The sequence below is a fragment of the Oceanicoccus sagamiensis genome (assembly GCF_002117105.1).
GTDB classification, from domain to species: Bacteria; Pseudomonadota; Gammaproteobacteria; order Pseudomonadales; family Dasaniaceae; genus Oceanicoccus; species Oceanicoccus sagamiensis.
Genome location: NZ_CP019343.1, coordinates 3,464,033 through 3,488,683 on the forward strand (window position 1 = coordinate 3,464,033; position 24,651 = coordinate 3,488,683).

Genomic DNA, 24,651 nt, shown 5'->3' on the forward strand with positions numbered 1-24,651 from the left:
CACGGCTCTGACTTAGAACTTGTGTTCAATGCCAAATAAGCCCATGGCGGTATATTCATAGTCGCCGGTCATACCAATAGACTGTTCCTGATCTACAGTTAGCTCAGAGTAGTATGAAAACAGTTTGGTGCGTTTGCTAAGCTTGTAATCCACGCCAATAGTGATTGCTGAGTTGTCTAATTCGTCAACACTGCCTTCATTAGTTGCTTCAACATACTGAGCTTTTAGTACGAACTTATCAAGTGTGTAAGCGGCACTGAGTACATAGCTGCTTTGCTCGTCGATATCCGTAGGGAAGTCGTTAAGAGCATCTATTAGTGGGGTGGCGCCTTTAATACCAGGTACGTTACCGCTGTCATCGCTATCGGACAGTTCTGATTCCTGAATCAAGGCTCCCAGTTTAAGGTTGCCGAACTTATAAGAACCGCTTAAGCGCACGGTATCCACACCTTTAACATTGTCATCAACTGCCAGAGCGGCGTATAAGTTATCAGCTTTAAAGGTCAGTGCTGCTGAGATCTGATCTGCGAAACCATCATCGTCATCATCGCCATCTCTGCCGCTATCCTGACCAGGCATCACACCGATAGTGGCAGCAAAGCCGCTCATATCTGGTGTCTTGTACATAATAATGTCGTTTTCACGACGCTCACCAGCAATGCTGTTGGCTATATCGCCATAGCGATAATCATTAAACACATCGACAGGTTTGGCAGACATCTTTAGTGGCGTATCGTGCTTACCGGCAACGACAGTACCCCAGTTACCTTGTAAACCGATATAAGAGTTACGCGCTTTGAACTCATCATCGCCTTCACCGTCAGGCTGAATTTCATATTCAAGCTTATAGATAACTTTTAAATCAGGGCTGATTTCTTCGCTGCCTTTAAAACCAATGCGAGAGGCAAATGTTTCAAGTTCCCAGTTGTCTTGCTCAGTGGTACCGGCTTTGTCTTGTTCCAGTTGAACATAGCTAAGGTTGATTTTGCCGTAAGTCACAACATCGCCAGCATGGGCTGAAGAGGCCATAACAGTCGCAGCAGCAATTGCGGCAGGTAATAATTTGTAATTCATCAGGTTGTCTCCCAAAAGTTTGTTTTAGAGCGAGCACTTATCTCGCGCTATGCTCAACATCATTCCAAAACCGACACCCCTGTAGGCTTTGAATACGGCGATTGTGCAGCATAGATATTTCAGAAATATGACAGTTTCGCCGTATTTTGAAATCTTTATGAATATAGATGAAATATTGGCTTCATGTGTATTATTTTATTGTTAATCAAGGGTTTAGCCTTGAAAATTGCTCTAGGCCGCTAAGGCTTAGGGTTTTGCTGTGGTGGAGATAGCGGTTTTGAGCCGTTGTTGCCGCTATAAATCATGCTTCTAACGGTAAAACTACGGCTTTAAGCGTTTGCTTCTGGTACTTAGGCTGTTTACAGTCTATGTTTTTGGGCAATACCTTATATTTTGTAAGACTTTTCCCCGCTTTAGGGGGTTGTGGAGACAGTGTGAGCCTTTTTTCAGATGTGGTTTTAGAGAATGCCGATGCTTTGTTATCGGCTTCAAAGAGTATCGATTTTCAAAAGATTCTGAGTCATGACTCCGCAGAGGTAGAAAAGTTAAAGGGGGCTCTGGCCTCCTTGCAGATTGATCGCAAACGCTCTGATGAATCTCTGGAGCAATATGCCAGTAAGCCAGCAGGGCCTTCTGGCTCCAATGAGAGCTTTGACTCGCTGGATGACTTACCACCGCTGGATGATATGGCTATGGTGGGCTCTGACGAGTCAGTCGACCAAGCCGGGTTTGAAGCGCCGTTTAGTAACAAAGAGCAGATTATCGAGGCTCTGGCCGCCGAGGGTTTGGATGGCAGGGCAGGGATGGTCTATAACAGCTTTTCCGATTCCCGGACCTTGCCTTTTAGCCAGGCTCATCATCGCCGTGGTGTGCCCCAGTTTGATGTGGTGGTGGCGCCGGATTTTGCGCCGGTCTCAGGGATGCATGGTGTCTTTATTACCACGTCAGAAATTATGTCGATTATTTTGCCTTCTGATAATGCCAGTGCCGACTGGCAAATACTGAAAAGAAAGCGCTTTAGCAGCAGTGAGGAAATGATTGACTATCTATCGCTAATTTCCGCTGGTTTTGATTTGCCTTAAGGTTTTTTTGTCCACAGATGCTGTGGATAACTTCGTGGATAAGATGTTCGGTTTGAGCTCTAGGTCACAACTGGCCGTGGGGTTTATAAATTGTATAAAAAACAATCATATATGCTTAATTACTTTTATTTCAATAGCTTACGGCTTTTAGTTAAAGTGCTTTTTACAGAGTTGCAGGTTTTTTACTCCTTCCCAATAGAAAAAACAAGTGTGTGAATAAGTTTTTTTTAATCGAATAAAGTTTATCTTGCTGTCCAGGCCCAAAAATTAATCGCTTTGTGCTTTATCTATGCAGTGCTGCTTAAAAAACATCGGCTTTAAGGCCCGGTATAAATACAGCCACTGGTGCAGGTTTCTTTGACTTCTAATTTGCTCAGCAACGGCAGGTCAGGTTTAAGCGCCTGCCAGATCCAGCGGCTGAGGTTTTCACTGGTGGGGTTTTCCAGACCGGGAATATCATTTAAGTAATAGTGGTCCAGTCGCTCAAGGATGGGCTTAAAGGCGACTTTCAGTTCATAGAAGTCCATTACCCAGCCCGTATCCGGGTCAACCGGCCCATCCACATAGATCCGCACATAAAAGGAGTGGCCGTGAAGCCTTGCACATTTATGCCCTTCGGGCACATTAGGCAGGCGGTGGGCAGCTTCAAAGGTAAATTCTTTATATATTTCCATGGCGACCAAAATAGAGTGGGTAGAGGCACAATTGCGCGCTAAGTGTAATCATCCTGTCTGGGGCTGTACAGCACTTGAGCATTTTCGTTCGAGGTAAAACGAATGACTTTTTAACAGGCTTAAATCGTGGCAGCCCGCGACGAAATTTTAGCCGCTGGGGCCTAAAAAGTGCCTATAAAACAATCGATTAGTCCTGATTTAAAAAAACTTTCAATTTTTCTATTTAGGGGTTTGACAAGAAAGTCCATTACTGTAGAATGCGCCCACGTTTGAGAGCGGGGTGATTAGCTCAGCTGGGAGAGCATCGCCCTTACAAGGCGAGGGTCGGCGGTTCGATCCCGTCATCACCCACCACTTTCGAATGGTATTTATGTCGTTTTGCTGCTTCAGCCCTGACAAGCTGAGTTATTAAAAGCAGCCACCGGTTATGCGGACCGGTAGTTCAGTTGGTTAGAATGCCGGCCTGTCACGCCGGAGGTCGCGAGTTCGAGTCTCGTCCGGTCCGCCACTTATTAAATTTCCCCCTATCAGACACCTCCCAGGTGTTTTTTTTCGCCCGAAATTTAGGACGAGGCTCGATGGCCAAAGCACTCGCGTTGCTCGCGGGCCACGCTGACTCTATAGCGAGTTCGACAAATTGCGGCCAGGCAATTTGCACAAGGCGCTCAGCGATGCAGCCCCAAAAGGGCTATGAAAGGCCGTAGGCTTTAATTATTAATCTCGTCCAGTCCGCCACTTTATTTCCCCTGGTATTAATTGCTTGGATTTATCTTCTTCATGCTTTGGGTATTGTTTCCCCATCATCTTTTCCATGTAACTCTGTTTTCGTTGTAAGTTCTTAGGGCTGGCCGCTTTAACTCCTGCTCTAGTCGGTTATCGCTTGTGCAACCTTGATCGACTTAAATGCGCTCTGCTGTGATAGCTCAGACGTTTAGCAATATCAGCAATGCTATACCCCCTTTCTACACCCTGATTGGCCGTTTCTCTTTTCTATATAAGCGGTATCAATTGCCCGCATGATTGCGGAAATTCCGTATTGGAAAAGTTTCTAACAATAAAACTGTGTCACATTTTTACTGTGTTTTTCAAAAAAACACTGATGCTAAGGTGGGGATTTTATGTTCTCAAGTGTCTTACTACACGAGGCTTGGCTGTAGCTTGCTTTTTATTGGGCGGCTCATCGCTACAGCGAGAAAATTTATATGAATTTCGGTTTTTTAATTTAAGTAGCCTCAAGTAATCCTTAAGTAAACCAGGTAGATGGAATGACGTGGTAGTGAAAAAAAAACAATATGGTCTGAATCTTATTGAGCTGATGGCAGTAATGGTTGTTTTGGCCGTCATTATGAGCACTGGGGTTCCTGCACTGCAAAACACAATTGCTTCTACCGCTGTTAATGCGGAGGCTAGAAGTATCTACAAAAGTATCACCGCCGCTCGTAACGAAGCGATTAATAAAAATTCAGTCGTGACCCTCGCCAGAAAAGGTAGCTCAGCGAATAATTGGTCTGAAGGCTGGATCACTTATATTGACGCTGGACAAGAAGGTAATCAGGCGATTAATACGGCCGATGGTGATTTGTTGCTGAGTGACTTTACCGTGGCGCAAGATGCGGTAACGGTTTATACGAATGCGGCAGCCAATAATTGGATAACGTTTGATGCCGATGGACGCCTTGATGATAACCCCATAGAAATAGCGGTATGTAACCTTGACCGGGATAACGGCCTTGATGGCAGCATGATTGCCATTAGTCGGGCTGGTCGAGTGTCTATAAGCATCATCGATGCTGCTGACAAAACCAGCCAATGTAGCCCATAAGAGCAGAGATTATGATGCATAGACAATACGTGATCGGTTTTGCCTTGCTTGAAGTGGTTATCACCATGTTTGTAATGGCTGTGGGTTTATTAGGGATGGCAGCACTGCAATCGGCTTCAGTTAAAAATAGTCTGGACACCGGGGCACGGTCACAAATCACGTGGATGACGTCAGAAATTGTTGAACGCATCCGCTCCAACCCTGGTGCAAGTGGCAATAGTTATTCGACCAATATGGTGCCTGCTAACTGTGCCGTGCCAGCCAAAGCTTGTGCTGATAATTATACGGGAAATGCCATCGGCAACCCATTAACCGGCGATGATACGTGTAGTGCTGACGAAGTCGCAAGCTATGATATTTGGGATACTTTTTGTGGCGTGGATGTTGGTGAGGGTGTGCTATCAGGTTCCTCTGACCTACTGGAATTACAAAATCTTACTATTAGCTGTGATACCTGCGGCACTACCGTAATTGATTCAGATTACACCGTATCGATTTCATGGATATCTCAATCTATTGCCGATGAGCAAAGTATGGATAGTGGTGAAATCAATACTCGAAAAGTTCGCACCATCTCGATGAAGGTTTACCCATAATGAGTCTGCGGATATCACAGCAACGACAACAAGGCTTAACACTAATTGAGTTAATGATTTCTGTTGCATTAGCTTCAGTATTGATGGGGGCAGCCCTGCAATTTATTACTAGCACTCGGCAAGCTTATGAGTTGGCTAATGATATTTCCATGGTTCAGGAAAATGGCCGTATGGCATTGGACATTTTGACGAAAGATGTGCGTATGGCGGGCTCTCGCAATCGATTGGTGGGGGATGGCATGGTGCCTGACTTCTTTTTCTCGACATATACCACGGACAGCTACACCCTTAATGCGAGCACGACAGCCAGCGCATTGCTCTCCAATACCAGCGACCGTATAGCCGTGGAATACGATCCCCCCGGTGATAATCCTCGTCCGGGTGATGAAAAGGCGATTTCCATAACGGAGAAAACTTGCCTGGGCACTGATATTGCTGCCGAGGAAAATATTATCGCCAATGTTTACACCGTAGAAGATCGCGATGACGACGGTGTTAATAGCCTCTATTGCCAAAGTTATGATGTTACGGCAGCTAGCTGGTTGGATGGCGCTCCAGAGCCCCTGGTTGACGGCATCGATAATATGCAGGTGTTATATGGTATAGCGACCGACGTGGCGAACCCGGATAGTGTCACTATGTATGTTTCTGCAGACCGGGTTTCTTCCTGGTCGAATATACGCTCGGCACGTATTTCCCTGTTAGTAAGCAGTGGTATGGCTAGTGCTTTTGCCATCGACAAACTACGGCAGTATCAACTATTGGATAGTGGCCTGTTGAGCATAACGGATAGGCAGCCTCGACGAATTTATAGCACCACCGTTCAATTTAATAATACAGAGTATTAAGGCTTTACTATGAGTACGAAATTAACGTCAAGTTATCGCAGGTCTCAAGGCGCCGTCTTGCTGGTGTGTTTGGTGCTACTGCTGGCCATGACATTAATCGGTGTGCAATCTATTGATTCTTCCCAGCTGCAATCACAAATGGCAAATAATAGCCTGCATAAACAGAACCAATATCACTGGTCTCTCAATGAATTAAGGGCCCAGGAAAAAGCGTTGGATAATCCCCTTTATATATCGGCAGTCACTGCCTCGACCCTTGAGGTTCCTGTGAGCCGTAGCATCAGTTCCTCTGACAGCCGAGGTCTGGTGTTGTCAGACAGCGATATGATTACGCGAAATACCGCGGACGCCTATACCCAATCAGGTGCTGTCGTTTTCTCTGGCGATTCTGTACCTCCGCCAGGTTACAGTCTCGGCACATATATTGGAAAAGATTATGAAATTAATATTGCTACAGCGATTAGCGACACAAGCTCCAAGTCTGATCAAACGCAAGGCTTAACACGCATAGCACCAAAAACCTAAGTCAATTGGAGTTAAATCGGCAATCACAATGATTGCTTGTCCCTACAAATTTGAGAGCATGGAATAGAAGATGAGTAACTTGTTTAAGAGGCTGCTTTTACTGTTAATCCCCGGATTAATGTTTAGTCTGTCAGTAAAGGGAGATGATACCGAAGTGTATGTCGATTTGGTGAATTTATCGGACGAAGAAATCGCTCCTAATATTATGTTAATTCTCGATAATTCGGGGAGTATGCGCGGTGGTGCGGGAGGGACGAGTAATTATAATTCCGATGTGAGTTATGCCGGCTCAGAAAATTACACGGGTGGTGCGGGAGATGATCAATATTACTATCTCTACAGGCGTTATTCCGGCAGCTACAAGGTCTATGTCAATAAAGTTCATCAGAGTAATATAGATAGTAGTTGTACGACTGTTGCTACAGGCATTAGCCACCTCCAATACGTTCAGTATGATGCTGATGTTAGTGCTGGTGAAAACTGGCAAGCCATGTGTGATGACCGGGATGAACAGCGTGATTTAGCTGCCTGTCTATTTGACCCAAGCCCGACAGGGCATGCAGTGCAATGTCTTTCTTCTCCAGGTACTGAAACGGTCTGTAACAGGCATGGTGAAAATTGCCGGGAGCAAGAGATCGCTCCTGATGATACCACTCATCTTTATTTCGTTAGTGCAAACCATCATAACTATCTGCAAAGCTATTACCGCATCAATGTCATGAAAAAAGCAGTAAAAGATATGATGGATGACATTTATGTAAAAGGAGGATTAACCAAAGTGGCGTTGATGAATTTCAATGCTCAAAATGGCGGTAAAGTTATCCAGGAGTTTGTTGATGCTACTGATCTTAGTCATTCCACATCGATAAAACAATCGGTCGACCTTATGGAGCCTGGTGGTTTTACGCCTCTCGCAGAGACCTTGTGGGAAGCGGGGAACTATTTTAGAGGCCTTGCTCCTGACTATAGTGGCAGTAATGCTGAATCACAGTCGGGAGGTCAATTTATTTCTCCTATTCAGTATGAATGCCAGAAAAACCACTTGGTGTTATTAACGGATGGTGCGCCGCGCAAAGATAATGAAAGTGATAGCAAAATTACAGCCATTACTCCTGTCAGTCGATCCATATACTCAGATTATGCGTGTGAAAGCCCGGACGATGGTGAAATAGCCTGTTTTCCTCGCATCGCTAACTGGCTTTATCACACCGATCACTCAACCGGAAGCGCTGGTGGTACCCATAGTTCGGGGGTTTCTGCTGGTGCCCGAAAAAATCTTCCTGGCACACAAAATATTACTGTTTACACGGTGGGTTTAGATCTGGACACCAAAGACCTGAAAGATGCCGCGTCTAACACTGATGGCAACGCGGCAACGAGTGAAAACTATTATTCTCCTTCTTCAGCCACTGATTTAAGTAGTGCGCTAACTTCCATTCTCGATCAGGTTGAATTTGAAACCGATACCTTTGTAGCGCCTGCTGTTGCAGTCAATGCTTACAATGGCTTGCAACACCGCGATGAGCTTTACTTCGCTTTATTTCAACCAGGCAGTACGCCCCGTTGGACAGGCAATATTAAAAAGTACAAATTAGAGGACGGTATTCTTGTTGATGCCACAGGTAAGGCTGCAACGAATAGTGAGGGCTTTTTTTCTTCTGACTCTCTGAGTTTTTGGACTACGCCGACTAATTGGGGCAATACTGGAGATTCAAGTGATATTGCTCCAGACGGTGAAGTGATTAGTTATGGTGGCTTTGCTCACGAACTTGCCGCACCGGCTGCAAGAAATATTCTGACCTTTACCGGTACTCCGCCATCAATACCCAGTAGTGGTGGTGTTTTGCTCAATACCAGGTTACCTACACCAATAACGTCCAGTACTGCGGTAACCACAGAGCACCTTGGGCTGGGGGTTAGTAATACCGCCACAGAAAGTGAAGCGACTGATGTTGTCAACTTTGCCTATGGTGGTGAGAAGGGCAATAGTACATCCAGTCATTATCTGGCGGATTTTATTCACAATCAGCCGACGGTTATTACCTATCGTATTCTGGATGCAGACAGCAATAGTTTTGATGATACCCTTTTTGCCACTTCTAATATGGGGTTCTTTCACGCCATAGATGCAGACGATGGCAGCGAAGTCTTCAGCTATATACCCAAAGAGTTGCTGCCCAATCTCACTAGCTATTATCAGGATGCAGGCACCTTTAGCGACAAAGTGTATGGTCTTGATGCGCCAATGACTGTTTGGCGCTACGACGAAGATAAGGATGGTGATGTGGTTACTGCTTCCGGGCTGGCTGATGGCAATGACCATGTTTATATTTATCAAGGTATGCGCCGTGGCGGAAAAACTTTATATGCTCTTGATGTTACGGTTAGAAATAGCCCAAGGTTATTGTGGCAAATTACCGGTGGTAGTGGTGGTACTAGTGGTTTTAAAGATCTTGGTTACACCTGGTCTGTGCCTCAGCGGGCAACTATTAGAACTTGGGGTTGTACGCCACCGTCCAGTGATAGCGAGGCATGTGATCGAGAAGTATTATTTTTTGGTGGCGGCTATGACAACAAGCACGATACTGCGCCTGACTCGAGCCTTGATGAAGGCAGTGCCATCTTTATGGTAGACGCTAAAACCGGTGAGCTATTGTGGAGTGCTGGAAAAAGTGGCCATACCTTTACCTCCAATAAAATGAACAATAGTTTTACTGCCAATGTCACACCGGCAGATATTACCGGTGATGGCTATGTTGATTTTATTTTTGCTGTAGATATTTTAGGCTCAGTCTGGCGCTTTGATGTTGATTTTGAAGCGACGGGGAAAAATACTTTTGCCAAAGGCGGTATTGTGGCAGAGCTGGGGGGGACGGGTGATGACTTAAGGCGTTTTTATAATGCGCCCGATGTGTCGTATCAGCGAGCGCGTGGAGAAGCTGCTTATCTGAGTATTGCTATAGGCTCCGGTTACAGGGCGAGCCCAAGGGATGAAACCATTAACGACAGTTTGTTTGTGGTTTATGACGATCACGCGTTTACCACGCCAGACAATTACTCCTACACGGTTAATGTCAGCGACCTGGCCGCTATAAATACTAGCCAACTTACTGACAGAGCAGCAGCCAGCTTTACTAAAGGCTGGTATTTTCCCCTTGATGCCAGTGAGGGTGAAAAAATATTATCAAAAACGGTGACATTCGATGATATTCTATTAGTCCCCACTTTTTTACCTAATGCCCATAGTTCCTGTGAAGGTAGTACAGGTATTGGCAGATATTATCTGATTGATTTGGTCCGGGGTAAAAGTGTTCTTAAAGATGATGCTGGTAATCTTCAGGTATTTTCTCAGCTTCAGCATGGCGGAGTTCCTCCAGACCCTGCCATTATATTTACCCAACGTTGTAAAGAAGGCTGTGGTGATGGTGAAACGCCTATCTATGAGCCAGACCTTGTTGCCTGTATCGGTACGGAGTGTATTGATGACTCTGATTTTGATCTGAGCTTGCACAGAACTTACTGGAGGGAAAACTAGTGAAATCAGACTCTGTGAAGAATGGCTTTACCTTGTTGGAGCTGCTGGTCGTAGTAGCCATTTTAGGCGTTTTATTTTCAATTGCCATGCCACAATATACAGCTTATACCCTGCGAGCCAATCGTCAGGATGCATTCAGTATATTAACAGCAATCCGTTTTGCGCAAGAAGGGTATAAAGCGGATAACGGTACTTATAGCGCGGACCTTACCTTGTTAGGCTATGACAGCGCACAGGAATCCGTAGATGGCCTATATGTTATTTCTGCCGCAGCCTGTGCAGACAGCACCATCGCGCAATGCGTTGTATTGACGGCAACGCCTAAAGCAGGGGAGTCACAAGTTAATGATAAAAATGGCGCCGGTGGGGTAATAACGATTAATACACGACTGGTAAAAACAGGGGGTTGGAAGTAAACCCTAACCATTTCCTCAAACACTTTATTGGAAACAATAGAAATATTCTAAACGCTTTTAGGATAATAAAAAAGGCTACCGAAGTAGCCCTTAGATATAGTTTCTTTAAAAATTACTTTTTGCGTTTTATAGCAGTCAGCCCCACCAATGCTGAACCTAATAACCACGCTGCTCCGGGAACGGGGACGGCTGAAGGTGTATCGGCAACGGTCCATACAGCATAGACCTCGTCGCTTATGGACTCCATGTCGATGTTCAATAGTTTATCGCCAAACTTATCATATAGTGGGCCAGGCAGCATATTATAGTAAGAACCATAGCCATAAGTGGCCGAACTGGTAATAACAACGTTAGTCGAGTACACGGTAATTATGTTACAGGCGTAGTCGTCGTAACAACCGTTCGTCAAAGCAGGGACTCCTATAAATTCACTCATTCTATACACTTGCCTTTCCAGAGCAATGCTAGCACTTTGTGCTGACGACTGGGTTGAGAATGTGAAGTCACTGGCTTCATCGCAGCCACTGAATAAGCCGCTACAACTCCCATCTTTAAACTCAACATTATAGAGTGTGCCCTCGACATTAATATCTGTCGCGCCCATCAGCATCCCTGAATTGACGATCAAAGCTGCAAAGGATGAGTTGCTCGCCGCCATTAATATAAAAAATGTCATACTATAAAAATACTTCATGATGTGTTTCCTTTTCTCTCGGGTATCACAACTCTGGGGTTGAGTAATGCGTAGTTATTATTCGTTTTATACTGTACGAGCTGTATCAATAGTACAGCTATAAAAGTATCGACTCTCGACGATTATATAAATTCGCCGAGGGCGGCAATACCAACAAAAGTCTATACCGACTAACGTCGGTATTTCGTCACCATAAGCAAGCGTGAAAGGGGCTGTTTTATAAGCCTCCTTTAGTTACTAACTGTCTTTATCTATACTTGCCGGTGACGAGCGTCCACAATATCACTCCAGCAGACAATAAGATTGAAATGATTAGGTCTGGATACGGTAATAATAACGATAAACAGGGTAAACCCATGCTGAAAAGGCTGGCCTACAGGCCCAGGCCGTTCAATTGGGTAGCCATACAAGTCAGGTAAACAGTTAATGATACTCAAATACGCTCTATTACTACTGTGCTTAGTGACTATCCCCCCAGCTTTTGCTGAGCAACCCGCCGCGGTTGAGTTTTACTATAAAGACCAGATTAGCCATATTAAAACCCGTGATGGCAATGTTTACCTCAAGCCTGAGCTGCGGGTGCAGTCACGTTTTAGCACACCCTTTGAAACTAACCCGACTTCGCTGGAAGGGCTGGACGAAGAGAGCAGCAGTTTTGAAATAAACCGCGCCCGTTTTAAGGTGGGTGGCCATGCGGTAAAGCCCTGGCTAAAGATCAAATTCGAATACGATCTAAAAAACAGCACCTTACTGGATGCCAGAATTACACTGGCACAGTATGAGGCCTTTCAGTTTCGCTTTGGCCGGATGAAGGCCCATTACAACCCTGAGCGAGTGACTTCCTCCAAAGATATGACCCTGGCAGAGCGGTCCATGGTCAATGATTACTTTACTCTGGACCGCCAGCAGGGCGTTTCCTTGCTTGGTCGGCTGGATAAAGGTGGAACTCTGGACAGTAATTACTGGATAGATGTGTTTAACGGCACCGGTCGCACCGAAGGCAATGACAATACCAACGTGATGTTGGTCGGGCGCTATCAGTGGAATCTACTGGGAGAAAAGCTCGATACCGCTATGAGCGATCTGGCTAGAAGGCAGCAGCCCGCTGCCTATATTGCTGTGGCGGCCAGTGAAAACAGCAGCCGCTACTCGGGGTTTAATAGTGATGGTGGTCGTCAATTGCCGGGTTTTGTCGATTATGGGCTGGATGATCAATACGATATTGAGCAGTGGATGCTGGATGGCAAGTATCATTACAACGGTTTCTCATTGCAGGGTGAATATCACCAGAAGGATGTGGAAGATACCGTGACCGATAACACCACCGCCATGCGCGGCTGGTTTATCCAGTCGGGCTTTTTTCCCAGCAGTTGGCTGCCCTCGGTGCCACCGCAACTGGAGCTAACAGCCCGTTATGCCACCGTCGATACCGATAATGACGGTACTGAACTTTCAGAAACCCTGCTGGGGATGAACTGGTATTTCTTTGGTCACCGCAACAAGATCACTGCGGATATTGGCCAATATGAGGTTGACGAGCCCCTTAGTCGCGGTGATGAGCTAAGGTTTCGCTTACAATATGACCTGAGTTTCTAAAAAGGCCCCGCTGGCCTCCCTCCAGGGCTCTGCCACCTTGTCCCCAACCCCTATAATCTTTATAGTATCGTCCCAAAAATAAAACCGGATATTGTTTCCAGCAAACCCTTAAGAAGGTAATTAGCAGTATGGCAAAGCGTGTTTATCTATTTAATGAAGGCTCCAAAGACGATCGTAACCTGCTCGGTGGTAAAGGGGCTAACCTCTGCGAAATGACGGCCATGGGTCTGCCAGTACCGTTCGGTTTTGTGATCACCACGCCAACCTGCCGTGAGTTCTTTGAGTCTGGTAATAAGCTACCCAGACATCTTGAGACAGAGTATAACGTCGCGCTGCGGCTGGTTGAGGACAGAATGGGGGCGCGCTTTGGCGACCCGGAAAACCCGCTGCTATTTTCCGTCCGCTCCGGCGCACCGGTTTCCATGCCAGGTATGATGAATACCATCTTAAACCTGGGTATGAATGACGACATTGTTGAGGGTATGGCCAAGAAGACCAATAACCCTCGTTTTGCCTATGATTCCTACCGTCGCTTTATCCAGATGTATGCCGATGTGGTGCTGGAGGCCGATGGTGAACAGTTTGAGCATGAAATCGAACAATATAAAAAGGCCCATGGCAAGACGCTGGATGTAGAAATGACGGCAGAAGACTGGCAGGCGATTATCGCTATCTTTAAAGGGCTGGTCGATTTTCCACAAAACCCGGCGGTGCAATTAAAAGAAGCCATTGCCGCCGTATTTTTATCCTGGAATACTCCTCGAGCTATTTTCTACCGGGAAATGAATAATATCCCCGCCAGCCTGGGTACCGCTGTCTGCGTACAGTCGATGGTATTTGGTAACTTTGGTGATGATTCCGGTTCCGGTGTTGCCTTTACCCGTAACCCATCCACCGGCGACCATGAATTTTATGGTGAGTACCTGACCAATGCGGCGGGTGAAGATGTGGTGGCGGGCATTCGTACACCGCTACCGATTAGTCATTTAGAAGAGCAAATGCCTGAGGTCTACCAACAATTATTTGAAACACAAAAACGTCTGGAGCTACATTATCAAGATATGCAGGATATGGAGTTTACCGTTCAGGAAGGTAAGTTCTATATGCTGCAAACCCGCAGCGGCAAGCGCACCGGTAGGGCGTCGGTAAAAATTGCTGTGGATATGGTGAGTGAAGGTTTAATCGGTGAGAAAGAAGCGCTGATGCGTGTGTCCCCTGAGCATGTGGATGCCTTTCTGCACCCCATGATTGATGTCAATGCGAAAACCGATATTGTCGCCAAAGGTTTGCCGGCCAGTCCCGGTGGAGCAACGGGGCGGGTAGTGTTTTCTGCTGATGAAGCGGTTGAAGTGGCAGCGCAAGGGCATAAAGTCGTATTGGTACGCCGTGAAACAACGCCGGAAGATATTCATGGTATGAAAGTTTCAGAAGGTATTCTGACCGAGTTGGGCGGTATGACTTCTCACGCGGCGGTAGTGGCCCGAGGTATGGGTGTCTGTGCAATCACCGGTTGTGGAGAGTTAACTATCGATTATGCCGCGGGTACCGCAACCACCGATGGCGGTATTGTGATTAAGCGTATGGATGAAATCACGCTGGATGGCTCAACCGGTGAAGTGATGCTGGGCGATATTCCAAAAACTGAAGCCAGCGCCAATGAAGATTTTATGACGCTATTGTCCTGGGCCGATAAATATCGCCGTTTATCCGTCCGTGCTAATGCCGAAACACCGGAAGACGCAGCCAAAGCGCGCGAGTTAGGCGCAGAGGGTATTGGCTTGTGCCGTACTGAACATATGTTCTTTGATAGCTCACGTATCGATATTATGCGCGGCATGATTCTTTCGGAAGATCGTGAAGAACGCCAGACCTATCTGGATCAATTATTACATTTCCAGCGTGATGATATGTTGGCTCTCTTTAAAGAGATGCATGATCTGCCGGTTACTATCCGTTTATTAGATCCTCCTTTGCATGAGTTTTTACCCCATGGCGAAGAAGATCTGGTGGAATTGGCGGGTCGCCTGGGTAAATCAGCAGACAAAGTGCGGGAGATAGTACAAAGCTTGCAGGAAGTGAACCCCATGTTGGGTTTCCGCGGGTGTCGTCTGTCTATCATCTACCCCGAAATTACTGAAATGCAGGTTAAGGCCATTGCTGAAGCTGCGGTAGCAGCCCATAAAGCCGGTTATAACCCCAGCCCTGAAATTATGATTCCACTGGTGGTTAATGTGCGGGAGATACGTGCGATAACCGATATTATTGAGCGCGGTATTATGTCCGTGGTCGAGCAAGAGTCGGTTTCATTCCCTTATAAAGTGGGCACCATGATGGAAACCCCACGGGCCTGTTTGGGGGCGGAGCGTTTGGCCAACTCAGTAGAATTTATGAGCTTTGGTACCAATGACTTAACCCAGATGACCTACGGTTTTTCCCGCGATGATGTGGGTAAATTTATTCCTGATTATCTCGACCGCAACCTGGTGGAAGACGATCCTTTTGTCTCCCTCGACCAGCGTGCAGTGGGCAAGCTAATGAAAATGGCTGTCGAAGATAGTCGGGAAGCAAAAGAAGGCATTAAGTATGGTATCTGTGGTGAGCACGGCGGTGATCCACGCTCCATTCAGTTTTGCCATGAACTGGGTTTGGATTACGTGAGTTGCAGTCCTTACCGTGTTCCGGTTGCGCGTATTGCAGCAGCGCAGGCCAACGTGACTTTATAACGTCTCTTGAGGTTGTCTCTAGCTCTTGGCCTGTACCCTATGCCGGTGGATTATAATCCACCCTATGGGCTCGCTGTATGTTGGCGCCCAGGAAAAATAGTCACCTCACTGCATTAAGCTCAAACATTCCTTCAAGCATGTACCGTAGGGTGGATTACAATCCACCAAGCCCCCATAAGCTACTCTATACCGGTGGATTATAATCCACCCTACGGGTTATGGGGTTTGTACACCATTGACTCTGTATAGCCCTCTACCCACTGATAGCGGTGAATATCAATAGCAAAAACCACCGCTTGCGCATTATCTAGCAGCGCTGACAGCGTCGCATTTCTATTGCGCAATAACGCCGTCGCAGACTGAGCAGCATCAGCTTTAAGTTCATTGGACCTGCCAAAGGCGCTGACCGCAAAGCCTTTGCTATGGTCGGCATTATTCCCTGTACGATTATCCCAATGCAGAGTAACCGCGGGGTTGCCCCGCATATTTTTCACCTTCTGTGTGGGCTCAAGAGAGGCTAAATACACTTGGGCAAGGTCAGGCGAAAAAGCATAAGCCATTAAGTGCAGTGCTATTTCCTGCTCACCTTGAGTAGCCAGTACACATTGCACCTGCTCTCGTAATAACGAAGCAACCTTTTCTTTCATTTAATCCTTACCTGTAGAAGTAGGGTGGGGGTTTGGGTAAAGCTGTTGATAACGCCGTTCAGCCCAATAGTGATAGCAAAAATTCGCCAGAGGTTTTATCACCGGCCAGCGCAGCCAACGCCAGAAAATACCCAGGCGGGTATGCTGCCAGGCAGCCACATTGGCCTCTATACCCTGTAGAAGATCACCATTGGCTTTTTGTAAATGAAGGCTTCGTAAAAGCGCGTTTTTATCCGGCAGTTCCGGTGAAGGGCTTAAGCTATGAATGTCTACCAGTTGTATCTGCTGACCGGCCTGTTGCCGCAGTTTTTTCATTTCCACTGAGCACAGTGGGCATTGGCCATCATAAAAAAGCGTGTCGCGAGGCATAAAGCAAATCTTCGTAGTGGCGTGTCTACTTTATACGGGCGCTGTGGACGCACGGATGAGGCTTAAGTGATCTACAGGTCTAAGTCGCAGCGTAACTGATTTACAGGTAACGGGTTTATAAATAGTTATTCGAGGTGAGTGCTGATGAAAATAACGCTGAATGAATTATTTCTATGGCAGCAGGAACTGCCAATCATCATACATTCTATTGATAGGGTGGGCTATCAGGCGACAGTGACAATCGATGACCAGTCCTGTCTGATTGTTAATGCGGATGGCAAGCCACTGTGCCACAAAAGCTTAATGAAAATGCGTGAGGCCTTGCAAGCAATGCCCGTGTCATCATTGTCATTAAGCCATCAATCCGCCTACGATGAAATGATCAATCAACCGCTGCGGCAAGGGGATAATACCTTGCAGCTGCCATTGTCGATGGAGCTCTATCCTTATGCCAGCGAACAGTACTACCCCTGATAGATCATGCAGTTTACTTAGCCATTACGCCGCGATCTTGTTCCGGTGAAAAAGACGCGATATAGCGGTGTATTAACCACTGGCCGTCGCGCTGTTTAAACAGCACCATAATAATACGTTGTTCGGTAAAGCTTGGGATTCTAATCCCCGGCCTTGCTGTGCCTGTCATGGTCGACTTCATCAGTAAGTGGGCGGTATCACCATATATACCAGAATCCAAAATCGTATCTTCGGTGCTAACGGTAAATAGCTTCATCCCCGGTGCAAAAAATCGGCCTATCGCTTCGCGGCCCTCAACCATCGGTCGGCGCACAGAGATATGGTAGGCATCTTTGGTATAGAGTGATTGATAGCTCTCTATATCGTTGGCGTTATAATAGCTGGTGGCCAGCTTGAGCTGGCTATGCAATGGCTGGGCAGCCTCTGGGTGAGGGAGGGTTTTCTGGCTGCTGCATGCGCTAATTGAAGTTATAAAAAGTATCAGGCTAATGAGTTTTAAAAATGACACTTGGGTCTCCCGGTTAAGTTATTTTTAATTGTTGCTTTAGCACTAGAATACAGCATTACTTATAAGACATGTTAGAACCCCTTAAACATATGTTTGGGTGCATCTTTATCACCATAGGCCTCTTGCTGGTCCTGCGTGTATGTATTTATACCTATAATAATTCGCGGCGTTTCTACTAGACTGAATGGATCCAGACAAAATCCAGGCGAATGGTTTGTAGCTCTCTGTAATTCAGTCAAATGCCGTAGTCAGGATATCTACCACAACAACATATACCCGGGGAAAAAGTAATGACGAGTGACAAGGTTGGCGGTTCACAGGGAATAGAGCAATCTTCCAATGATTTTTCTGCCCAGATTATTGATGCCATTGGCAAGTCGCAGGCAATGATTGAGTTTAATATGGATGGCACCATTATTACTGCCAATGATAATTTCCTGAATGCCATGGGCTATAGGCTGGATGAGATACAGGGCCAACATCACAGCCTGTTTGTAGAACCCGGCTATAAAGCCAGCCAGGAGTACCGGCAGTTTTGGGAAGGGCTTAATCGCGGTGAGTACGAGGCGGCAGAATATAAACGCCTGGCTAAAGGTGGTCGGGAAATCTGGATACAAGCGTCCTATAACCCCATTCTTGATCTAACCGGCAAGCCCTTTAAAGTGGTTAAATTTGCTACCGATGTCACGGCGCAAAAATTGGCCAGTGCCGATTTCTCCGGGCAAATAGGGGCAATTTCTAAATCCCAGGCGGTGATAGAGTTCAATATGGATGGCACCATTATTCAAGCCAATGAAAACTTCCTTAATACCGTGGGTTATACGCTGGAAGAAATTCAAGGCCAGCATCACTCCATGTTTGTCGAGCCAGGCTATAAGAGCAGCCATGAATATGCCAGCTTTTGGCAGCGATTAAATCAGGGTGAATTTGATTCGGGCGAATATAAGCGCCTTGGCAAGCAGGGTAAAGAAATCTGGATTCAGGCTTCCTACAACCCGATTATGGATTTAAATGGCAAGCCATTTAAAGTGGTGAAATATGCCAGTGATGTCACCGCCGAAAAATTACAGAGCGCCAATTTCTCAGGTCAGATTGAGGCCATTAGCAAATCGCAGGCAGTGATAGAATTTAATATGGATGGCACCATTATTACTGCCAACGACAATTTTCTGGCCACCGTTGGCTATAGTCTCGAAGAGATTGTGGGGCAGCATCACAGTATGTTTGTTGAGCCCCACTATCAATCGAGTATTGAATACAGCCAGTTTTGGCAGCGTCTTAATCGCGGAGAATATGAATCCGCTGAGTATAAACGTTTAGGTAAAGCGGGTAAGGAGATCTGGATTCAGGCTTCCTATAATCCGATTATGGATCTGAATGGTAAGCCGTTTAAAGTGGTGAAATATGCCACAGATGTGAGTGCGCAAAAACTGAGTAATGCGGATTTCTCCGGTCAGATTGACGCCATCGGTAAATCCCAGGCGGTGATTGAATTTAATATGGATGGCACGATTATTACTGCCAATGACAACTTCCTTAATACCGTCGGTTATTCCCTGAGTGAAATTCAGGGACAACACCACAGCATGTTTGTGGAGCCGGACTATAAAAGCAGTATTGAATACCGTCAATTTTGGGAGAAGTTAAATCGCGGTGAATTTGATGCTGCGGAATATAGGCGCTTGGGTCGCGGGGGTAAAGAAATCTGGATACAGGCCTCTTATAACCCCATTTTTGATTTAAACAACCGGCCCATCAAGGTGGTTAAATATGCCACCGATATCACCGGTAGAAAGCAGGCTATAGCAAAAATCAAGTCGGTACTGTTGGGTATGTCTAACGGTGATCTCACCAGTAATATTGATATTGAACTGGAAGGCGAGTTCAGTGTATTGGGTGAGTCAATGAACTCCCTGATTGATAACCTTAACAATATGGTCGGTGAAATTCGCGGCGCTTCCAATAATGTTTTCTCGGCTTCTAAAGAGCTGGCCCAGGGTAATGTTGACCTAAGCCAGCGTACCGAGAACCAGGCGTCCAGTCTTGAAGAAACCGCCTCTGCGATGGAAGAACTAACCACAACCGTGCAGCAAAATGCTGAAAATGCGACGGCTGCTACCAAGTTGGTGATAGGAGTTTCTGATAAGGCCGGCAGTGGAGGCGAGGTAGTTAGTAGCGCCGTTGCTGCGATGGAAGAAATTAATGCATCCAGTAAAAAAATCTCCGATATTATCGGTGTTATTGATGAGATAGCTTTCCAAACCAATCTACTGGCCCTCAATGCCGCCGTAGAGGCTGCAAGAGCAGGGGAGCAAGGTCGTGGTTTTGCAGTGGTAGCCGCTGAAGTGCGCAACCTGGCCCAGCGCAGCGCCGCCGCTGCCAAAGAAATAAAAGGCCTGATTAACGATAGTGTTGATGCCGTGGGTAAAGGTACCCGGTTGGTTGATGATACCGGCCAAACCTTTACTGAACTGGTCGGTGCAGTTGAAGAGGTGGTCACTATGATTTCTGATATTGATAGTGCCAGTAAAGAGCAGGCCGCAGGTATTAATGAAGTAAGCCAGGCCATTAGTCAAATGGATGAAATGACCCAGCAAAATGCCGCCTTGGTTGAAGAGGCTACCGCATCCAGTAAATCCGTAGAGGACCAATCTCAAAATCTGCTGGAACAGGTAAGTTTTTTCAAAACAGAAGAGGAAGATCGTCGAGTGACCTCCATGATAAGCCGAACGGTGAAGCGTCCAGCTACGAGATCACGCGCTGCGGCAGCGGCTTCGACGGATAAGGAATGGGAAGAGTTTTAAGCTGAACTGTCCGCTACAGCTCGGCTTCTATTGAAAGCGCTAACTGAGGTCGAGACTACCTGACTTAAGCGGGCACGGCACCGCTAGAGACTAACTGTTGAATATCCTGATCCGACAGTCCCGCCGCTTTTAGCACGGATTCTGTATCAACCCCTTCGGCTTTGGGGGCGTTCGGCATAGCGCATTCACTGCGGCTAAATCGGGGGGCAGTACCCGGTTGAATGTTGCCATCAATTTCAATAAAAGTAGATCGCGCGATATTATGTGGGTGCCTGGGTGCTTCAACAAAATCGAGTACCGGCGCAAAGCAGCTATCGCTGCCTTCTAATAATTCACACCATTGATCACGGGTTTTTGTTTTAAAAATAGTCTCAAAACCTTTTTTCATTTCTGGCCAGTTATCGGTATCGTTTTGCGGGGTAAATTGCCTGGGGTCCATGCCAGATTTTTCTATTAGCAGTTGGTAAAACTGTGGCTCAATAGGGCCGAGAGAAATAAATTTTCCATCGGAGGTTTCGTAAGTATTATAAAAGTGTGCGCCACCATCCAGTAGATTGGACTCTCGCTCGGGTGTCCATTGGCCCATATTATAGAGCGAGTAAAACACGCTCATAAGATTGGCGGTGCCGTCAGTAATCGCGGCATCAATCACTTGGCCTTTACCGGATTGATTGCGTTCATTAAGTGCTGCCAACATACCCATCACCAAAAATAAACTGCCGCCGGCATAATCGCCCACAAGATTGAGTGGCGGTACCGGCTTGTCCTGAGTGCCAATAGAGCCGAGCGCCCCGGCAATAGAAATATAATTGATATCATGGCCAGCGACCTTGGCCAATGGTCCGCTTTGTCCCCAGCCAGTAATTCGGCCGAAGATCAGTCCGGGGTTTCTGGTATGGCAAACGTCGGGGCCAAAGCCCAGACGTTCAGTCACACCGGGTCGAAAGCCTTCAATCAGCATGTCTGCACTTTCAACCAGTTTTAACAGGGTTTCTACACCGTCTTTATGTTTAAGATTAAGGGCGATGGATTTTTTGCCGCGGGAGTTAACATCTTTATCAGAGGCGCTGGCAATGCCGTTGGGTTGCCGCGAGCGCTCTACCACAATCACTTCGGCGCCCATATCGGCCAATAACATACCCGCATAGGGGCCCGGGCCAATACCTTTTAATTCTATAACTTTAATGCCTGCTAAGGGGCCCATGCTGATCTCCTTAAAGGGGGGGTTGCATAAAAAAGCCATGGCACACTGAGAGACTTTCAGGGGAGTTAGTCTCTCAGTGTGCGATGGCAAGGCAAAATTTATCCGGCGAGGGTGGAGAATTCCAGTTCAGGGAAGCCTGCATCCACAGACTCGCGAAGCTTGTCGTAGTAAACATCGGCACCACCAAAATAAATCAGTACGCGAGGCTCATGGTTCTCGATATTGGCTCCCATCATCCAGGAGTTAACCGAGTCACCTTGATTCATCAGGGTTTGTACATGGACGTCTGCAACGTGGGCAGACCATTCATCCTCTGCTTGCTGCTTTGGTGTGCAAAGGTTATGGCCTTGGTTTTCCATTGTCTTAATACAGTCGCTTACCCACATCGCATTTTGTTCGATAGAGGTGGGCAGATTGGCAAACGGAGCTTGAGGGCCGGTAATAGTAAACATATTGGGGAAGTCAGCAACGCAGACCCCCATAATCGATTTGGAGGTCTTATCCCATTTCTCTGACAGTGTTTGACCGCTTTCACCACGAATAGTGAGCGCTTCTAACGAACCGGTATAGGCTCTAAAGCCTGTCGCCAGAATAATAATATCGAACTCAAATTCATTATCTGTAGTGCGAACACCGGTTTCAGTAATTTCAACAATTGGTTCTTTATTTCTGATATCCACCAGATTGACATTGTCGCGACTATAGGCTTCCAGATAGCCATGGTCCAAAGGAGGGCGCTTGGCAAATAATGGATACTCACCTAACTCCGGGCAAAGTATTTTTTCCAGTTCCGGGTCGTCGATACGCTCTTTCATTTTATTAATAATAAATTCAGAGGCCATATCATTGGCTTTGGCATCCGCTAACAGATCGTCAAAGGTTTCAAATACCCAGCGGAAACTGCCGTTCCAGTTTTCTTCAAAAATCTTTTGCACTTCTTCCGCTGGTGTATCAACCGCATTGCGGCCAACAGGACTATCAAAGGCCATACCAAAGACATGGTTGCGACACTTGGCAATGACATCGTCGTAATTATCTTTGATTTCTTTTTCCCATTCTGGCGTCATCGGCTTTTGCATGGCGGGCAGAATAAAATTGGGAGTCCGTTGGAATACGGTGACGCTTCCTGCCTCTTTTGCCATCACCGGTAACATCTGTACCGTAGTTGCACCGGCACCAATAATACCAACGCGTTTGCCTTTATAGTCCAAACCTTCAGGCCAGCGAGCCGAGTGGAAGAGGGGGCCTTTAAAGCTATCAATACCTTTGATATTAGGAATAACCGGGTCAGAGATCATACCCATACCGCTAATAAAATACTTACAGGTATATTGCTTGCCATCCGCGGTAGTAATTAGCCAGATCGCTTTATCCTTTTGATATTCGGCGCTGGTCACTTCAGTATTTAATTGGATATGCGGCCACATATCACATTCGTCAGCGACAAAATGCATATAGCGATGGGTTTCTTCCCAAGCGGGGTAACGCTGAGACCAAGTCCACTTTTGCAACAATTCTTTGGAAAAGGTTAAACAGTAATAATAACCTTCGCTATCGGTCATGGCACCGGGGTAGCGGTTCCAGGTCCAGGTACCGCCAATATCAGCGGCCTTATCAAATACCTGAACCGATAGTCCGGCTTCACGTAAATAGTGAATTAATGCCAGGCCGGCAAAACCTGAGCCAATAACAATGGTATCGAAATCTGTTTTGTTGTTACTCATATCTTCAGTCTCGTCTGTTAACTAAGCTTGTTATTTTTCGTCAGGCAAAAAATGCCCGTACTTTTTCATCGCGAGTTCACGTTGAGTGTGAGTGTGGTAAGTGGGGAATAAACCCGGTGCCGCTTCATAATCACGTAAGATAGTACGTGCAACAGTCACCTTATGGACTTCTGAAGGGCCATCCACCATACCCAGTTCTGGAATATTGGCCCACATATTCATTAATGGGGTTTCATCAGAAACACCGATACTGCCGTGTAATTGCATCACGCGGTAAATAACCTCTTGCAATACTTTAGGCGTTGCCGCTTTGATTGCCGCAATTTCTTTGCGCACTTCGCGGTTATATTCTTTATGTTTGTCGATTAACCAGGCGGTATAGAGAACATGCAAACGGTATTGAAAAACCTGCGTATAACAGTCGGCAATTTTGTCCTGAGTCATTTGCTTGGTAGAGAGCAATTCACCTTTGGTGGTACGGCTTAAAACGCGCTCGCACATCATATCCATCGCTTTTTGCAGAACACCGACACTGCGCATAGCGTGGTGAACACGGCCACCGCCTAAACGGGTTTGCGCCACTAAAAAGCCCTGACCTTCTTCACCTAACAGATGATCGGCTGGCACGCGGCAATCGGTAAAACGGATATAACCGTGCACACCGTTACCCTGTTCAACATAAGGGCCAACAGCCGTGTTGCGCATAATATCCATACCCGGTGTGCCTTTCTCAACCAGAATAATCGAGGCACCTTCGTGGATAGGGACTTCAGTATTGGTGACAACCATCACCAATAAAAACTCTGAAAAACGGGCGTGGGAAGCAAACCACTTTTCGCCATTAATTACCCACTCATCACCATCGCGCGTAGCGGTACAGGTAAATTGTGCCGGGTCAGAGCCGGCTTGTGGTTCAGTCATGGAGTAACAAGACGCAATCTTGCCATCTAGCAGGGGCTGTAAATATTTTGCCTTTTGGTGGTCAGTACCAAAGTGGGCAAGGATTTCCGCATTGCCTGAATCCGGCGCCTGAGTACCAAATACGCTGGGGGCAAAACGGCTGCGGCCCAGAATCTCATTCATCAGACCTAATTTAACCTGACCATAACCTTCACCACCCAGTTCGGGGCCGAGGTGACAGGCCCAAAGGCGTTTCTCTTTAACAATTTCTTTTAGCGGTGCCATGGCTGCGGCAGCTGGAGAATCAGGATCCCAGGGATCACCTGCGCCACGGAAAACCAGGTCGAGGGGCTCGCACTCCTCACGTACGAATGTATCAATCCAGTCTAATTTTTCCTGGAATTCACTGTCTGTTTCAAAGCTCCAACTCACTGGA

20 protein-coding genes and 2 tRNA genes are annotated in these 24,651 nt (G+C 46.6%); 13 read left to right on the top strand and 9 right to left on the bottom strand.

Features of this window, described 5'->3' with window-relative positions; genetic code table 11:
* Positions 1 to 12: 12 nt before the first annotated feature.
* Positions 13 to 1,074 carry a porin gene (locus BST96_RS15900; RefSeq protein ID WP_085759646.1) on the bottom strand — a complete coding sequence of 354 codons (1,062 nt, stop codon included), beginning with the start codon at positions 1,072 to 1,074 and terminating at the stop codon, positions 13 to 15.
* A gap of 434 nt (positions 1,075 to 1,508) precedes the next feature.
* On the opposite strand from BST96_RS15900, the gene BST96_RS15905 reads away from it, so the two are divergent.
* Positions 1,509 to 2,156: a hypothetical protein gene (locus BST96_RS15905; protein ID WP_085759647.1), complete on the top strand. Its 648-nt coding sequence runs from the start codon at positions 1,509 to 1,511 to the stop codon at positions 2,154 to 2,156.
* Positions 2,157 to 2,473: 317 nt separating this feature from the next.
* On the opposite strand, the gene queD is transcribed toward BST96_RS15905, so the two are convergent.
* On the bottom strand, positions 2,474 to 2,830 hold the full coding sequence (gene queD, locus BST96_RS15910) for a 6-carboxytetrahydropterin synthase QueD (protein WP_157117988.1): 357 nt from the start codon (positions 2,828 to 2,830) through the stop codon (positions 2,474 to 2,476).
* A 278-nt stretch (positions 2,831 to 3,108) separates the two neighbouring features.
* Between queD and BST96_RS15915 the strand changes: the two genes are divergently transcribed.
* The 8 genes from BST96_RS15915 (at position 3,109) to BST96_RS15950 (ending at position 10,572) form a co-directional block, all read left to right on the top strand.
* Positions 3,109 to 3,184, top strand: a tRNA-Val gene (locus BST96_RS15915).
* Between the two features lie 77 nt (positions 3,185 to 3,261).
* A tRNA-Asp gene (locus tag BST96_RS15920) sits at positions 3,262 to 3,338 on the top strand.
* A gap of 768 nt (positions 3,339 to 4,106) precedes the next feature.
* A complete protein-coding gene (locus BST96_RS15925) occupies positions 4,107 to 4,652 on the top strand; it encodes a GspH/FimT family pseudopilin (protein ID WP_085759649.1) in 546 nt (181 codons plus the stop codon).
* Positions 4,653 to 4,663: 11 nt separating this feature from the next.
* A complete protein-coding gene (pilV, locus tag BST96_RS15930; RefSeq protein ID WP_085759650.1) occupies positions 4,664 to 5,248 on the top strand; it encodes a type IV pilus modification protein PilV in 585 nt (194 codons plus the stop codon).
* On the top strand, positions 5,248 to 6,096 hold the full coding sequence (locus BST96_RS15935) for a PilW family protein (RefSeq protein ID WP_085760565.1): 849 nt from the start codon (positions 5,248 to 5,250) through the stop codon (positions 6,094 to 6,096). Before pilV ends, BST96_RS15935 begins: the two co-directional genes overlap by 1 nt.
* 9 nt (positions 6,097 to 6,105) lie before the next feature.
* The gene (locus BST96_RS15940) at positions 6,106 to 6,621 is read left to right on the top strand and encodes a hypothetical protein (protein WP_157117990.1); all 516 of its coding nucleotides are present in this window, start codon (positions 6,106 to 6,108) and stop codon (positions 6,619 to 6,621) included.
* A 70-nt stretch (positions 6,622 to 6,691) separates the two neighbouring features.
* Complete coding sequence (locus tag BST96_RS15945) at positions 6,692 to 10,156, top strand: PilC/PilY family type IV pilus protein (RefSeq protein WP_085759652.1); 3,465 nt, start codon at positions 6,692 to 6,694, stop codon at positions 10,154 to 10,156.
* The gene (locus tag BST96_RS15950; protein ID WP_085759653.1) at positions 10,156 to 10,572 is read left to right on the top strand and encodes a type IV pilin protein; all 417 of its coding nucleotides are present in this window, start codon (positions 10,156 to 10,158) and stop codon (positions 10,570 to 10,572) included. The genes BST96_RS15945 and BST96_RS15950 overlap by 1 nt, the downstream gene beginning before the upstream one ends.
* A 112-nt stretch (positions 10,573 to 10,684) precedes the next feature.
* On the opposite strand, the gene BST96_RS15955 is transcribed toward BST96_RS15950, so the two are convergent.
* Positions 10,685 to 11,266, bottom strand: coding sequence for a VPLPA-CTERM sorting domain-containing protein (locus BST96_RS15955; RefSeq protein ID WP_085759654.1), 582 nt, complete (start codon positions 11,264 to 11,266; stop codon positions 10,685 to 10,687).
* Between the two features lie 426 nt (positions 11,267 to 11,692).
* Here BST96_RS15955 and BST96_RS15960 point away from each other — a divergent pair, with 426 nt between their 5' ends.
* Both BST96_RS15960 and ppdK read left to right on the top strand, forming a co-directional pair.
* Positions 11,693 to 12,862, top strand: a complete 1,170-nt coding sequence (locus tag BST96_RS15960) for a porin (protein ID WP_085759655.1) — start codon at positions 11,693 to 11,695, stop codon at positions 12,860 to 12,862.
* A 128-nt stretch (positions 12,863 to 12,990) separates the two neighbouring features.
* A complete protein-coding gene (gene ppdK / locus BST96_RS15965; protein WP_085759656.1) occupies positions 12,991 to 15,585 on the top strand; it encodes a pyruvate, phosphate dikinase in 2,595 nt (864 codons plus the stop codon).
* Positions 15,586 to 15,794: 209 nt separating this feature from the next.
* Here ppdK and BST96_RS15970 read toward each other — a convergent pair whose 3' ends face one another.
* Both BST96_RS15970 and BST96_RS15975 read right to left on the bottom strand, forming a co-directional pair.
* Positions 15,795 to 16,232, bottom strand: a complete 438-nt coding sequence (locus tag BST96_RS15970) for a pyridoxamine 5'-phosphate oxidase family protein (protein ID WP_085759657.1) — start codon at positions 16,230 to 16,232, stop codon at positions 15,795 to 15,797.
* The gene (locus tag BST96_RS15975; protein ID WP_085759658.1) at positions 16,233 to 16,601 is read right to left on the bottom strand and encodes a thiol-disulfide oxidoreductase DCC family protein; all 369 of its coding nucleotides are present in this window, start codon (positions 16,599 to 16,601) and stop codon (positions 16,233 to 16,235) included.
* 144 nt (positions 16,602 to 16,745) lie between these two features.
* On the opposite strand from BST96_RS15975, the gene BST96_RS15980 reads away from it, so the two are divergent.
* Complete coding sequence (locus BST96_RS15980; protein ID WP_085759659.1) at positions 16,746 to 17,075, top strand: DUF6482 family protein; 330 nt, start codon at positions 16,746 to 16,748, stop codon at positions 17,073 to 17,075.
* Positions 17,076 to 17,088: 13 nt separating this feature from the next.
* Here BST96_RS15980 and BST96_RS15985 read toward each other — a convergent pair whose 3' ends face one another.
* Complete coding sequence (locus BST96_RS15985) at positions 17,089 to 17,583, bottom strand: YybH family protein (RefSeq protein ID WP_085759660.1); 495 nt, start codon at positions 17,581 to 17,583, stop codon at positions 17,089 to 17,091.
* A 290-nt stretch (positions 17,584 to 17,873) separates the two neighbouring features.
* Here BST96_RS15985 and BST96_RS21335 point away from each other — a divergent pair, with 290 nt between their 5' ends.
* Positions 17,874 to 20,387 carry a methyl-accepting chemotaxis protein gene (locus tag BST96_RS21335; protein ID WP_085759661.1) on the top strand — a complete coding sequence of 838 codons (2,514 nt, stop codon included), beginning with the start codon at positions 17,874 to 17,876 and terminating at the stop codon, positions 20,385 to 20,387.
* A 64-nt stretch (positions 20,388 to 20,451) separates the two neighbouring features.
* On the opposite strand, the gene BST96_RS15995 is transcribed toward BST96_RS21335, so the two are convergent.
* The 3 genes from BST96_RS15995 to BST96_RS16005 all read right to left on the bottom strand — a co-directional run bounded on the left by BST96_RS15995 (position 20,452) and on the right by BST96_RS16005 (position 24,647).
* On the bottom strand, positions 20,452 to 21,591 hold the full coding sequence (locus BST96_RS15995) for a CaiB/BaiF CoA transferase family protein (protein WP_085759662.1): 1,140 nt from the start codon (positions 21,589 to 21,591) through the stop codon (positions 20,452 to 20,454).
* A 98-nt stretch (positions 21,592 to 21,689) separates the two neighbouring features.
* Positions 21,690 to 23,315 (bottom strand): flavin-containing monooxygenase, encoded by a 1,626-nt coding sequence (locus BST96_RS16000; protein ID WP_085759663.1) that lies wholly within the window; start codon positions 23,313 to 23,315, stop codon positions 21,690 to 21,692.
* Positions 23,316 to 23,345: 30 nt separating this feature from the next.
* Positions 23,346 to 24,647, bottom strand: coding sequence for an acyl-CoA dehydrogenase family protein (locus tag BST96_RS16005; protein ID WP_085759664.1), 1,302 nt, complete (start codon positions 24,645 to 24,647; stop codon positions 23,346 to 23,348).
* Positions 24,648 to 24,651: the final 4 nt, after the last annotated feature.

Bases quoted from the DNA above. Each gene is read 5' to 3' on its own strand.
- BST96_RS15900 (WP_085759646.1), bottom strand. From the start codon at position 1,074: ATGAATTACAAATTATTACCTGCCGCAATTGCTGCTGCGACTGTTATG.
- queD (WP_157117988.1), bottom strand. From the start codon at position 2,830: ATGGAAATATATAAAGAATTTACCTTTGAAGCTGCCCACCGCCTGCCT.
- pilV (WP_085759650.1), top strand. From the start codon at position 4,664: ATGATGCATAGACAATACGTGATCGGTTTTGCCTTGCTTGAAGTGGTT.
- BST96_RS15935 (WP_085760565.1), top strand. From the start codon at position 5,248: ATGAGTCTGCGGATATCACAGCAACGACAACAAGGCTTAACACTAATT.
- BST96_RS15940 (WP_157117990.1), top strand. From the start codon at position 6,106: ATGAGTACGAAATTAACGTCAAGTTATCGCAGGTCTCAAGGCGCCGTC.
- BST96_RS15945 (WP_085759652.1), top strand. From the start codon at position 6,692: ATGAGTAACTTGTTTAAGAGGCTGCTTTTACTGTTAATCCCCGGATTA.
- BST96_RS15955 (WP_085759654.1), bottom strand. From the start codon at position 11,266: ATGAAGTATTTTTATAGTATGACATTTTTTATATTAATGGCGGCGAGC.
- BST96_RS15960 (WP_085759655.1), top strand. From the start codon at position 11,693: ATGATACTCAAATACGCTCTATTACTACTGTGCTTAGTGACTATCCCC.
- ppdK (WP_085759656.1), top strand. From the start codon at position 12,991: ATGGCAAAGCGTGTTTATCTATTTAATGAAGGCTCCAAAGACGATCGT.
- BST96_RS15970 (WP_085759657.1), bottom strand. From the start codon at position 16,232: ATGAAAGAAAAGGTTGCTTCGTTATTACGAGAGCAGGTGCAATGTGTA.
- BST96_RS15975 (WP_085759658.1), bottom strand. From the start codon at position 16,601: ATGCCTCGCGACACGCTTTTTTATGATGGCCAATGCCCACTGTGCTCA.
- BST96_RS15980 (WP_085759659.1), top strand. From the start codon at position 16,746: ATGAAAATAACGCTGAATGAATTATTTCTATGGCAGCAGGAACTGCCA.
- BST96_RS21335 (WP_085759661.1), top strand. From the start codon at position 17,874: ATGACGAGTGACAAGGTTGGCGGTTCACAGGGAATAGAGCAATCTTCC.
- BST96_RS15995 (WP_085759662.1), bottom strand. From the start codon at position 21,591: ATGGGCCCCTTAGCAGGCATTAAAGTTATAGAATTAAAAGGTATTGGC.
- BST96_RS16000 (WP_085759663.1), bottom strand. From the start codon at position 23,315: ATGAGTAACAACAAAACAGATTTCGATACCATTGTTATTGGCTCAGGT.